The sequence below is a fragment of the Anaeromyxobacter diazotrophicus genome (genome assembly GCF_013340205.1).
Lineage (GTDB): Bacteria > Myxococcota > Myxococcia > Myxococcales > Anaeromyxobacteraceae > Anaeromyxobacter_A > Anaeromyxobacter_A diazotrophicus.
In genome coordinates, this window is the sequence record NZ_BJTG01000007.1 from 316,607 (window position 1) to 329,186 (window position 12,580).

Sequence of the window (12,580 nt, forward strand, 5' to 3'; positions counted from 1 at the left end):
GGCGGGCGGTGTGCTAGGTTGCGCGCCCATGCCCCGCCGCACCGACATCAAGAAGATCATGATCGTGGGGTCCGGCCCCATCGTCATCGGCCAGGCCTGCGAGTTCGACTACTCCGGCGTCCAGGCCTGCAAGGCCTTGCAGGAGGAGGGCTTCGAGGTCGTCCTCCTCAACTCGAACCCGGCCACCATCATGACCGATCCGGTCTTCGCCGACCGGACCTACCTCGAGCCGATCACGCCCGAGTTCGCCGAGCAGATCCTGGCGCGCGAGAAGCCCGACGCGCTCCTGCCGACGCTCGGCGGGCAGACGGCGCTCAACCTGGCGGTCGCGCTCGCCCGGAACGGCGCGCTGGCGCGCCACGGGGTGCAGCTCATCGGCGCCTCCCTCCAGGCGATCGAGAAGGCCGAGGACCGGCAGCTCTTCAAGCAGGCGATGGACCGCGTCGGCGTGGAGATGCCGCGGTCCGGCTACGCCACCGGCTTCGAGGAGGCGAAGCGGATGGCCGACGAGATCGGCTTCCCCATCATCCTCCGGCCCTCCTTCACCATGGGGGGTGAGGGCGGCGGCGTCGCCTACAACCGCGAGGAGTTCGAGGAGCTGGCGCGGCGCGCCCTGCAGCTCTCGCCCAACCACACGATCCTGGTCGAGGAGTCGATCATCGGGTGGAAGGAGTACGAGCTCGAGGTGATGCGCGACCGGAACGACAACGTCGTCATCATCTGCTCCATCGAGAACCTCGACCCGATGGGCGTCCACACCGGCGACTCCATCACCGTCGCGCCCATCCAGACGCTGACGGACAAGGAGTACCAGCGGATGCGGGACGCCTCGGTCCGCATCATCCGCGAGATCGGCGTCGACACCGGCGGGTCGAACATCCAGTTCGGGGTCCACCCGAAGACCGGCCGCCAGGTCGTCATCGAGATGAACCCGCGCGTCTCCCGCAGCTCCGCGCTGGCCTCGAAGGCGACCGGGTTCCCCATCGCCAAGATCGCGGCCAAGCTCGCCGTCGGCTACACGCTCGACGAGATCAAGAACGACATCACCCGCGAGACGCCGGCCAGCTTCGAGCCGACCATCGACTACGTGGTCACGAAGATCCCGCGCTTCGCCTTCGAGAAGTTCAAGGGCGCCGACGACACCCTCACCACCCAGATGAAGTCGGTGGGCGAGGTGATGGCCATCGGCCGCACCTTCCAGGAGAGCTTCCAGAAGGCGCTGCGCGGGCTCGAGATCGACCGGGCCGGCCTGGAGTCGCCGCTCGGGAAGAAGCCGGGCGCCGCCTACACGGAGGCGGAGCTCGGCCGTATCCGCGACGAGATGCGGGTGCCGCGCGCCCACCGGATCTTCTGGGTGGGGGAGGGGCTCCGGGCCGGGATGAGCGTGGAGGAGGTGCACGGCATCACCTTCATCGACCCCTGGTTCCTGCGCGCGATCCAGGGCCTGGTGCGAGAGGAGGCCGCGCTCGCCCGCGGCCTGCCCGAGGGCGCCGCCGGCTGGAAGCGCGTGAAGGCCATGGGCTTCTCGGACCGGCGGCTGGCGCAGCTCGCCGGGGCGAAGGAGGCGCAGGTGCGGGAGGCGCGCTGGAAGGCGGGCGTCCACCCGGTCTTCAAGCGCGTCGACACCTGCGCGGCGGAGTTCGAGGCCTACACCCCCTACCTCTACTCCTCGTACGAGGAGGAGTGCGAGGCGGCCCCGACCGGCCGGCGCAAGGTCATGATCCTGGGCGGCGGCCCGAACCGCATCGGCCAGGGCATCGAGTTCGACTACTGCTGCGTGCACGCCAGCTTCGCGCTCAGGCAGGCCGGGTTCGAGACCATCATGGTCAACTGCAACCCGGAGACGGTCTCGACCGACTACGACACCTCCGACCGCCTCTACTTCGAGCCGCTCACGCTCGAGGACGTGCTCGAGATCGTGCGCGTCGAGAAGCCGGAGGGGCTCATCGTCCAGTACGGCGGCCAGACGCCGCTCAAGCTGGCGGTGCCGCTCGACGAGCTCTCGGTCCCCATCCTCGGCACCACCCCGGACGCCATCGACCGCGCCGAGGACCGCGAGCGCTTCTCGCAGCTCATCGAGAAGCTCGGGCTGCGCCAGCCGGAGAACGGGGTCGCCCGGAGCGCCGAGGAGGCGTTCAAGGTGGCGCACCGCATCGGCTACCCGGTCATGGTGCGGCCCTCGTACGTGCTGGGCGGCCGCGCGATGGAGGTGGTCCACGACGACGCCGACCTCCGCAGCTACCTGACCGAGGCGGTGCAGGCCTCGAACGAGCGCCCGGTCCTCATCGACCGCTTCCTGCGCGACGCGGCCGAGGTGGACGTGGACGTCGTCTCCGACGGGACGGCGGTGGTGGTGGGCGGGATCATGGAGCACATCGAGGAGGCCGGCATCCACTCCGGCGACTCGGCCTGCGCGCTGCCGCCGTACAGCCTCTCGCCGGAGCTGGTGGCGGAGATCGAGCGGCAGTCGATCGCGCTCGCCCGGGAGCTCCAGGTGAAGGGGCTCATGAACGTGCAGTTCGCCGTCCAGGGCGGCGACGTCTACGTCCTCGAGGTGAACCCGCGCGCCAGCCGCACCGTGCCATTCGTGGGCAAGGCCACCGGCGTGTCGTTCGCCAAGGTGGCGGCGCTCGCCATGGTCGGGAAGACGCTCGCGGAGCAGGGGCTCTCCGCCCGGCCGCAGCCGCAGCACGTCTCGGTGAAGGAGGCGGTGTTCCCCTTCGCGCGCTTCCGCGGGGTGGACACGGTGCTCGGGCCGGAGATGCGCTCCACCGGCGAGGTCATGGGCATCGCCTCCGACTTCTACAGCGCCTTCTGGAAGGCGCAGGCCGCGGCGGGCAACACGCTCCCGCGCGACGGCGCCGGGCTGCGGGCGTTCGTGTCGGTGAAGGACGGCGACAAGCCCGGCCTGGCCGACGTCTGCCGGCGGCTGCTGGCGCTCGGCTTCGAGGTGCTCGCCACGCGCGGCACGGCGGCGTTCCTGGCGGAGCGCGGCCTCGCCACCACGCTGGTGCAGAAGGTCCAGGAGGGGCGCCCGTCCATCGTCGACCGCATCAAGGACGGCGACGTGCACCTCGTCTTCAACACCACCGCCGGGAAGCGCGAGATCGCCGACAGCTACTCGATCCGGCGCGAGACGCTCATGAAGGGCGTGCCGTACTTCACCACCCTGACCGGGGCGCGGGCGGCGGTGGGGGCCATCGAGGCGGCGCGCGCCGGGCGCCCGGAGGCTCGCTCGCTGCAGGAGTACCACCAGGTGGCCGCGCCGAAGCGTTGACATCACGGGCGGGCTGAAGCACGATTCTCCGAGCGGCCGCCCCTCCGGGCGGCCGCGGTCTTTTTACTGGAAGGGACGTCATGGCCGATCAGCGCATGCCCATCACGAAGAGCGGGCTCGAGCGGCTCAAGCAGGAGCTCAAGCGCCTCAAGGCGGTGGAGCGGCCGAAGATCGTGAAGGAGATCGCCGAGGCGCGCTCGCACGGCGACCTCTCCGAGAACGCCGAGTACCACGCCGCCAAGGACAAGCAGTCGCACCTCGAGGGCCGCCTCCTGCAGGTGGAGGACTGGATCGCGCGCGCCGAGGTGATCGACGTCTCGAAGCTCAAGGGCGACCGGGTCGTCTTCGGCGCCACCGTCACCCTGGCCGACGGCGACTCGGGCGACGAGGTGCGCTACCAGGTCGTGGGCGAGCTCGAGGCGGACCTCAAGAAGGGCAAGATCAGCGTCACCTCGCCCATCGCGCGGGCGCTCATCGGCAAGCAGGAGGGCGACGTCGCGCAGGTGAAGTCGCCCGGCGGCCAGCGCGAGTACGAGATCGTGAGCGTCGAGTTCGTCGAGGAGGAGCTGTCCGCGGGCGACGAGGCGTAGCCCGCGGCAGCGACGCCCCGTGCCCGGCAGCGCCAGCGGCAGCCCGCCACGCGGGGCGGCGCCCGGGGCGCTGGCCGCGGCGCAGCACCTCGCGGCGCTCGTGCCGCCGCTCCGGTTCGCCGCGCGCGACGGTTTCGCCGGCCTGCCGCGGCTCTCCGGGTTCGGCGAGCTCGTGCAGGGCGCGGTCGCCCGGGCCCGCGAGGCCGGTGCGCCGGACTCCGCGGCGCTGCGGGGGCTCTCGGCCGAGGCGGAGCGGTTCGAGGCGCGTCCGCTGGCGGAGAAGCGCCAGGCGCTCCTGCGCGTAGCCGGTCACCTCTCGGCGCTGGTGCCAGTCCCCGAGGAGCTGCGCGAGCTGGCCGCGCGGGGGAGGGTGGCGCGGGGGGAGGGGAAGGGGACCTCGACCGCGACCTCGACCGCGACCGCGACCTCGACCGCGACCTCGACCGCGACCTCGACCCCGACCTCGACCCCGACCTCGACGTCCGCGACGATCCGCCCGGCACGGGGTTCCCCATCGCTCCATTCTCCCTCTCCCCCACCGGGGGAGAGGGCCAGGGAGAGGGGGCCGCTCGGCGAGAGCGCCGTCGCCTCCCCCCCGCCGCCCCGCGACGCGAAGGAGCGCGCCGCCCGCCGGGCGCGCCTCCGCACCAAGCTCGCCGAGCTCCCGCGCGCCCACCCCGCCCCCCGGGCGCTCCTCGAGGAGCGCGGGTACCTCACCGTCGAGGACGCGCTCGCCTTCTGGCCCAAGGCGTACCAGGACCGCGCGCGGGCGAGCACCCTGGCCGAGCTGCGCGCCGGGGAGCCGGGCATCGCCGTGGGCGAGGTGCGCAGCGCCAAGCAGGCGCGCATGCGCAGCGGCAAGCCGCTCCTGCGGGTGGACCTCGCCGACGCCACCGGCCGGCTCGACCTCGTCTTCTTCAACCCGCCGCCCTGGCGGGCGAAGCAGCTCACGGCGGGGGAGACGCTGCTCGTCTCGGGCAAGGTGACGGAGGGCTTCGGCGGCCGCCGCCAGATGAGCCAGCCGGAGGTGGAGAAGCTCTCGCCGGGCGACTCGGCCAACTTCGGCCGCATCGTGCCGTTCTACGCCGGCCCGGCGGACTACCAGCACCCCGCGCTGCGCAAGCTCATGAAGCGGCTCTGCGACGAGCTCGCGCCCTTCACGGTGGACGACCTGCCCGCCGACGTGCGCGCCCGGCGCGAGCTCCTCCCGGCCGGGCAGGCGCTGCGCGAGGCGCACTTCCCGCCCGAGGGGACCGACCCGGCGGCCGCGGCCGAGCGCGCCACGCCCGCCTTCCGGCGGCTGGTGTTCGAGGAGCTCTTCTTCCTGCAGCTCGCCCTGGCGCAGCGGCGGCGCGGGCTGCGCCGAGACCCCGGCATCGCCTTCGCGGCTGGCCCGGAGGAGGTGGCCCGGGCGACCGCGCTCCTGCCGTTCCAGCTCACCGGCGCGCAGCGCCGCGCGCTCGACGAGATCGCGCGCGACATGGCGCGGCCCGAGCCCATGCACCGGCTCCTGCAGGGTGACGTGGGCAGCGGCAAGACCGCCGTCGCCTTCGCCGCCATGATGCTGGCGGTCCGGTCGGGCCACCAGGCGGCGCTCATGGCGCCGACCGAGATCCTCGCCGAGCAGCACGCCCGCACCATGCGCCGCTGGCTCGAGGGCACCGGGGTCGAGCTGGCGCTGGTCGGCGCCTCCGCGCGCGGGAAGGCGCAGCGGGACGCGCGCGCCGCGCTCGCCTCCGGGAAGGCGCGGCTCGCGGTCGGCACCCACGCGCTCATCGAGGAGGACGTGGGGCTCGACCGGCTGGGGCTGGTGGTGGTGGACGAGCAGCACCGCTTCGGCGTGCTGCAGCGGGCGAAGCTCATCGGGAAGGGGGGCCGCCCGGACGTGCTCGTCATGACCGCCACCCCCATCCCGCGCACGCTGGCGCTCGCGTTCTACGGCGACCTCGACCAGTCCAAGATCGACGAGCTGCCGCCGGGCCGGACGCCGGTGGAGACGAAGGTGTTCGGCGACTCGCAGCGCAAGCGCGCCTACGAGCTCGCCCGGCGCGAGCTCGAGGGTGGGCGGCAGGTGTACGTCGTCTACCCGCTCGTGGCCGAGTCGGAGAAGAGCGACCTCGCCGACGCCACCACCGGCGCGGCCGAGCTGGCCCGGGTCTTCGCCGGGCACGAGGTGGCGCTCCTGCACGGGCAGATGAAGGCGGACGAGAAGGACGCCGTGATGGCCCGGTTCCGCGCCGGCGAGGTGGGGGTGCTCGTCGCCACCACCGTGATCGAGGTCGGCGTCGACGTCCCCAACGCCACCGTCATGATCGTGGAGCACGCCGAGCGGTTCGGCCTCTCCCAGCTCCACCAGCTCCGCGGCCGCGTCGGGCGCGGCGCGGCGCGGAGCCACTGCCTGCTGGTGGCGCACTTCAAGCGGACGAGCGACGAGGCCCGGGAGCGCCTGAGGGTGATGGAGGCGACCCAGGACGGCTTCGAGCTCGCCCGCGCCGACCTGCGCATCCGCGGGCCGGGCGAGCTCGTCGGGACCCGGCAGTCGGGGCAGAAGCTCTTCGCCATCGCCGACCTGTACCGGGACGAGGCCATCCTGGAGGAGGCGCGCGAGGAGGCGTTCGCCCTGGTGGAGGCCGACCCCGAGCTGCGGCGCCCCGAGCACGCGGCCGCCGCGGAGGCGCTCGCGGAGCGGTGGGCGGGCCGCCTCTCGCTCGCGCAGATCGGCTGACCGGCCTACACTCGCCTCGTGAGCAGAGCGCTCGCGAGGCAGCTCTCCGAGATGGGGATCCGCGACCCGCGCGTGCTGCGCGCGGTGGAGCAGGTGCCGCGGCAGCTCTTCGTGCCGCCGGCGCTGCGGCGCGAGGCCGAGTCCGACCGGCCGCTCCCCATCGGCTTCGGCCAGACCATCTCCCAGCCCTTCATCGTCGCGCTCATGACCGAGGCGCTCCAGCTCACGGGCAGCGAGCGGGTGCTCGAGGTGGGCACCGGCTCCGGCTACCAGACGGCCCTGCTCGCGCTGCTCGCGCGCGAGGTGTGGTCGGTGGAGATCGTCCCCGAGCTCTCCGCGCAGGCCGCCGCGGCGCTCCGCACGCTCGGCCTCGAGAACGCGCGCCTCCGGGTGGGGGACGGCCGGGAGGGCTGGCCCGAGGCCGCCCCGTTCGACCGGATCGCCGTCACCGCCGCGCCCGCGGCGGTGCCCGAGCCGCTCCTCGCCCAGCTCGCGCCGGGCGGGCGCCTCGTCATCCCGGTGGGCGCCGACCCCGAGCTGCAGCAGCTCGAGCTCCTCGTCCGCGGCAGCGACGGCGTGACCACCACCACCCACCTCCTCCCCGTCCGCTTCGTGCCGCTCGTGGGCGGCGGCGGGTGAGCCTTCTGGTATTCTCGGGCGATGGCGCGCTGCCCCCTCTGCGACCACGAGCAGGCGCTCGGCGACGCGTGCGACGTCTGCGGGCGCGCCCTGCGCGGCGCGGGGGTGGTGCGGGTGCCGGTGCAGCTGCTGGAGGGCCTGGACCCGACCGGGTACGCGTCGGCCCCGGCGCCGTCCGGCGCGGCGATGCCCGAGCTCGAGCCCACCGGCGTCTCCGCCGTCCCGGCGGTGGCGGGGCCGCGCGAGGCGTGGGTCGAGGCGACGGCGCAGGAGGCCGTGGCGGTGGCCGTCGAGCCGCTCGAGGTCGAGCGGACGTCGGGGGACGGCGAGCGCTCGCCGCGCGAGGCGGTCGTGCGCTGCCGGTACTGCGGCGAGCTGGTACCCGAGGGCGAGGCCTTCTGCCTGCGCTGCGCCATGCACATCGGCTCCCGGGCGAGCGCCCCGGAGGCCTTCGTGGAGCAGGTGCGCTGCCGGGCGTGTGGCGCCGCCGGGAGCGGCGAGCGTTGCCACGCTTGTGGGGAGCGCCTGCCGGAGCCCGAGGCGGGCTAGGAGGGGCCGAGCGCGCCCCTTGCCAAGCGGGCGCGCTTTCGGCAAGTTGGGCGACCCTGGTCATGAAAACATTCAACGACCCCGACGTGTTCGCGCGCGTGAAGCGCCTCCCGCTGTACGTCTTCACCATCACCGATCGCCTGCGCGACGCTGCCGTCGCGCGCGGCGTGGACGTGGTCGACTTCTCGATGGGAAATCCGGACGGCGCCGCGCCGCCGCTGGCCGTCGAGACGCTGCGCGCCGCGGCCCTCGACCAGCGCTACCACCGGTACATGAACCCGCGCGGCATCCCCGAGCTGCGCCGGGCGGCCGCGGCCTGGTTCGAGCGGCGGCACGGGATCGCGCTCGACCCCGAGCGCGAGGTGATGGCGACCATCGGCTCGAAGGACGGCATCGGCCACGCCATGGTGGCGCTGCTGCAGGAGGGCGACGCGGTGCTCGCGCCGACGCCCACCTACCCCATCCACGCCTTCGGCGCGCTGCTCGCCGGCGGCGAGACCATCCCGGTGCCGGTCGGGCCGGGGGTGGACTTCATGGAGTCGCTCTTCACCGCCGCGGAGAAGGCGGAGCGGCGGCCCCGCGGGCTGGTGGTGAACTTCCCCGGCAACCCCAGCACCGCCGTCGCCACCCCGGAGCTGTTCCAGAAGATCGTGAAGTTCGCCGAGGCGCGCGACCTCTTCATCGTCTCCGATTGCGCGTACTGCGACATCGTCTTCGACGGCGGCCCGGCGCCCTTCATGCTCCAGGTGCCCGGCGCGCGCGAGCGGACGCTCGAGTTCGTCTCGATGTCGAAGAGCTACAACATGGCCGGGTTCCGGGTCGGCTTCGCCGCCGGCAACCACGCGCTGGTGGCCGCGCTGGCCCGCGTGAAGAGCTACCTCGACTACGGGCTCTTCGGCGCGGTGCAGCTCGCGGCGGCGGCCGTGCTGGACGGCTGCGACGCGTTCCCGGCCGAGGTGTGCGCCAAGTACCGGCGGCGCCGCGACGCGCTGGTGCGCGACTTCGGAGCGGCCGGCTGGCCCATCCCCAGCCCGGCGGCCAGCATGTTCGCCTGGGCGCCCATCCCGGACCAGCTGCGGCACCTCGGCTCGCTCGAGTTCGCGCGGCGGCTCATCGAGGAGGCGGGCGTCTGCGTCTCGCCCGGCATCGGCTTCGGCCCGGCCGGCGAGGGGTACGTGCGGATCGCGCTCGTCGAGGACGAGCCGCGCATCGCCAAGGCGGCGGAGCGGGTGGGTGAGTTCCTGCGCAAGGCGGCGGCCGAGCCGGTCCGCCCGAGCCACACCCCCATCCCCCGCGCCGTGGACCGGGCATGAGCCCTCCGAGCTTCCGCGCCCGCTTCCGCTGCTCCGACGGCTGCGACTTCCAGGCCGAGCTCACGGAGGTCGTGTACCGCTGCCCGAGGTGCCAGGGGCTGCTCGAGGTCGAGCACGACCTGGAGGCGCTGGCCCAGCGCTCCGCGGCCGAGTGGAAGGCGCTCTTCGACGGGCGCTTCCGCGCCGGTCCGTGGCCGCTCGGCTCGGGGGTGTGGGGCAAGAAGGAGTGGGTCTACCCGCAGCTCGCGCTCGAGAACGTCGTCTCGATGTACGAGGGCGGCAGCCCCTTGCTCCGCCTCGACCGCTACGCGCAGGAGCTCGGGCTCGGCCCCGACGACGTGTGGCTGAAGGAGTGCGGCGTCACGCACACCGGGTCCTTCAAGGACCTGGGCATGACCGTGCTCGTCTCGGCGGTGAAGGAGATGCGGGCGCGCGGCGTGCGGGTGGACGCGGTCGCCTGCGCCTCCACCGGCGACACCTCGGCGGCGCTCGCCGCCTACTGCGCCGCCGCCGGCATCCCGAGCGTGGTGCTGCTCCCGCGCGGCAAGATCTCGATCGCGCAGCTCGTCCAGCCCATCGCCAACGGCGCGCTGGTGCTGGAGCTCGACACCGACTTCGACGGCTGCATGAAGGTGGTGCAGGAGCTCGCGTCGGCGCCGGGCCTCTACCTCGCGAACTCCATGAACTCCCTCCGCATCGAGGGGCAGAAGACGCTGGCGGTGGAACTCGCGCAGCAGCTCGGCTGGGAGGTGCCGGACTGGGTCGTCATCCCGGGCGGCAACCTCGGCAACGCCAGCGCGGTGGGGCGCGGCTTCCTCATGATGAAGCAGCTCGGGCTCGTGTCGCGGCTGCCGCGGCTGGTGGTCGCGCAGGCGCGCAGCGCGAACCCGTTGTTCAGGGCCGTCGCCGCGGCGGGCGGCAAGCCGACCCGCGATCTCGAGGTGGCGCCGGTGGCCGCGCAGAAGACGCTGGCGAGCGCCATCCAGATCGGGGCGCCGGTGTCGGCGCGCCGCGCGCTGCGGGCGCTGGAGGCGCTCGACGGGCTGGTGGAGGACGCGACCGAGCAGGAGCTGTCCGACGCCGCCGCGCGCGCCGACCGCGCCGGCGCCTACGCCGACCCGCACACCGGCGTCGCGCTGGCGGTGCTGGAGAAGCTGGCGGCGCGCGGCACGATCCGGAAGGGCGAGCGGGTGGCGGTCATCTCCACCGCGCACGGGCTCAAGTTCTCGGACTTCAAGGTGGGCTACCACGCCGGGTCGCTGCCGTGCGTCGCGCCCCGGCTGGTGAACCCGTCGGTCCAGGTGGCCGCCTCGCTGGGCGCGGTGCAGGACGCGGTGGCGAAGCGCTTCGGGGTGAGGGCGTGAGCGCGGCGGCGCAGCCCGACGAAGCGTCGCTGCGGGCCGAGCACGACGCGCTCGCCGCCTCGCTCGCGGCCCGCGCCTCCATCGACCACGCCCGGCGCGGCGCCTACCTGGGCTTCGCCACCTTCGTGGTGTCGGGCCTGGCCGTGAAGCTCGCCTTCGACCGCTGGTTCTCGACGCGGGTCACCCGCTTCCGCGGGCCGCCGATCTTCTTCTACCTGGCGCTGGCGGCGGCGGTGCTCCTCCTCGCCTGCACGCTGGTGGAGGCGGTCCGGTCGCGGCGGCTCATGCGCGGCGAGGACGCCCGCTTCGCGCGGCTCTCCGAGCTGCGCCGCCGGCTGGAGCTCGATCCGTGAGCCCGCGCCGGGCGGCGGGGCGCCGGCGCCGGGGGCGGTTCCTGGTGCTGGAGGGGCTCGACGGCGCCGGCACCACCACCCAGGCGCAGCGGCTCGCGGCCTGGCTGCGCGCGCAGGGCCGCCAGGTCCACGTCACCGCCGAGCCCTCCGGCGGCCCGGTGGGCGCGCTGGTACGGCAGGTCCTGACCGGGCGGGTGGGCGGCGCGGCGGCGCGCCCGGGCGCGGCGAACCCGTTCGACCCGCACGCGCTGGCGCTGCTCTTCGCCGCCGACCGGCTCGACCACGTGGCCTCCGAGATCGCGCCGCGCCTGGCCGAGGGCCAGGACGTGATCTCCGACCGCTACACGCTCTCCTCGCTCGCCTACCAGTCGCTCACCTGCGGCGGTCCGGCGTGGATCGAGGCCATCAACGCCCGCGCCCCTGCGCCCGACGCGACGCTCTTCCTCGAGGTGAGCGCGGCCACCGCCGTCCGCCGCCGCTTCGCCGCCTCCAGCCGGCGCGAGCTGTTCGAGGTCCCCGCCTTCCAGCGCCGCGTCGCGCGGTCGTACCAGCGCGCGCTGGCGCGGCTCCAGGAGCAAGGGGAGCGGGTGCTGGTGGTGGACGGCGAGCAGCCCGTCGAGGCGGTCACCGCCGCGCTGGCCGAGCGGGTGAAGTCGCTGCTGTAGCAGTTCGTCAGCAGCCACATCCTCGATGAGCGCCGCGCGCGGCGCCCTCTCTTCTCCCTCGCCCCGCGGAGCGGGGAGAGGGCCGGGGAGAGGGGCCGCCCGACACCTGTAGAGGTCGCAGCACGGAGCGACCGCTTCGGTGATGGCGGCCGGGCTCGGGCAGGGAGGGGCGCGGCAGGCGGGCAGGCGGATCCGCGGTGGCGAGCGCCGCCGAAGCCGGAGCGTCGAGCGCGAGGCGTGCCTGCGCGTCCGCGGCGACAAGGCGTGGCCCGGCTTACGGGGGCGAAGGCGCGCGGGTGCGGGCATGCGGCGGCGACGGAGCTGATGGGCCGCGGCACTGCCCTGATCAGGTCTACTCTGCGTGCGGTGTGGTTGACTGTTCGTGTCAGACCTCCGTGCGATGATCTCTCCCATGGACGCGGCACCCGACCTCGCTGCGTGCTCGCCCTCCGAGGCCTGGAGGACGCGCTTCGCGCCACCGGCCGTCGAGCCCGCGCCGCTCACCGGGCGCGAGCTCGACGCCTGGTTCCGCGGCGGCGAGCCGGAGGCCGACGCCTGCGAGGCGCTGCTCACCTGGGCGGCCAGGGCGCGGGGCGCGCTCGACGTGGCCATCGCCGAGGGGCTCGACGCGCTCCGGCGGGGCGACCGGCTGGCCGAGCTCGCGTGCCACCTCGGCGACTACGCGCGGGAGGTGCTCGACCTCGGCAAGCGGGCCGCCGAGGGGCTCGCCCTGCTCGGCCGGGAGCTGCGGACGCGACCCCTCCTGCGCGAGGCGCTCACCGCGGGGCGGGTCAAGCTCCGCGCCGCGCAGACGGTGCTGAAGGTGGCGGTGGGCGAGGACGAGGCGGCCTGGGTGGAGCGCGCGGCGCGGATGACCGTCCGCGCGCTCGAGGCCGAGGTCCGCCGGGCGCGCGCGGCGCCGGGCGACGAGGAGGAGCCGTGGCTGCGCCTCGACGCGCGCCTCGAGCCGGAGGAGCGCGAGGTGGTCGACGAGGCGCTGGCGCTCGCGGGCGAGCTCATGCCGGGCGCGACGCGCGCCGAGCGGCTCGAGGCGATCGCCCAGGAGTTCGCGGGCGAGTATGCGGGCGAGGGAGACCCGGACCCG

9 protein-coding genes and 1 pseudogene are annotated in these 12,580 nt (G+C 74.4%); all 10 read left to right on the forward strand.

Annotated elements, in window-relative coordinates; genetic code table 11:
* Positions 1 to 28 precede the first annotated feature (28 nt).
* Entirely contained in the window at positions 29 to 3,277 is a 3,249-nt protein-coding gene (carB, locus tag HWY08_RS15980) for a carbamoyl-phosphate synthase large subunit (RefSeq protein ID WP_176066974.1), read from the forward strand.
* 80 nt (positions 3,278 to 3,357) lie between these two features.
* The gene (gene greA / locus HWY08_RS15985; RefSeq protein ID WP_176066976.1) at positions 3,358 to 3,867 is read left to right on the forward strand and encodes a transcription elongation factor GreA; all 510 of its coding nucleotides are present in this window, start codon (positions 3,358 to 3,360) and stop codon (positions 3,865 to 3,867) included.
* Positions 3,868 to 3,886: 19 nt separating this feature from the next.
* Positions 3,887 to 6,592: an ATP-dependent DNA helicase RecG gene (gene recG / locus HWY08_RS15990; RefSeq protein ID WP_176066978.1), complete on the forward strand. Its 2,706-nt coding sequence runs from the start codon at positions 3,887 to 3,889 to the stop codon at positions 6,590 to 6,592.
* Positions 6,593 to 6,610: 18 nt separating this feature from the next.
* Entirely contained in the window at positions 6,611 to 7,231 is a 621-nt protein-coding gene (locus tag HWY08_RS15995; RefSeq protein ID WP_176066980.1) for a protein-L-isoaspartate(D-aspartate) O-methyltransferase, read from the forward strand.
* A gap of 21 nt (positions 7,232 to 7,252) precedes the next feature.
* Positions 7,253 to 7,780: a hypothetical protein gene (locus HWY08_RS16000; RefSeq protein WP_176066982.1), complete on the forward strand. Its 528-nt coding sequence runs from the start codon at positions 7,253 to 7,255 to the stop codon at positions 7,778 to 7,780.
* A gap of 62 nt (positions 7,781 to 7,842) precedes the next feature.
* Positions 7,843 to 9,093, forward strand: a complete 1,251-nt coding sequence (locus HWY08_RS16005) for an aminotransferase class I/II-fold pyridoxal phosphate-dependent enzyme (RefSeq protein ID WP_176066984.1) — start codon at positions 7,843 to 7,845, stop codon at positions 9,091 to 9,093.
* Entirely contained in the window at positions 9,090 to 10,457 is a 1,368-nt protein-coding gene (gene thrC, locus HWY08_RS16010; protein ID WP_176066987.1) for a threonine synthase, read from the forward strand. Before HWY08_RS16005 ends, thrC begins: the two co-directional genes overlap by 4 nt.
* Complete coding sequence (locus tag HWY08_RS16015) at positions 10,454 to 10,810, forward strand: hypothetical protein (RefSeq protein WP_176066989.1); 357 nt, start codon at positions 10,454 to 10,456, stop codon at positions 10,808 to 10,810. The genes thrC and HWY08_RS16015 overlap by 4 nt, the downstream gene beginning before the upstream one ends.
* Positions 10,807 to 11,475 carry a dTMP kinase gene (gene tmk / locus HWY08_RS16020; RefSeq protein WP_176066991.1) on the forward strand — a complete coding sequence of 223 codons (669 nt, stop codon included), beginning with the start codon at positions 10,807 to 10,809 and terminating at the stop codon, positions 11,473 to 11,475. The genes HWY08_RS16015 and tmk overlap by 4 nt, the downstream gene beginning before the upstream one ends.
* 412 nt (positions 11,476 to 11,887) lie before the next feature.
* Positions 11,888 to 12,580: pseudogene (locus HWY08_RS16025) on the forward strand (HNH endonuclease); the annotation flags it as partial.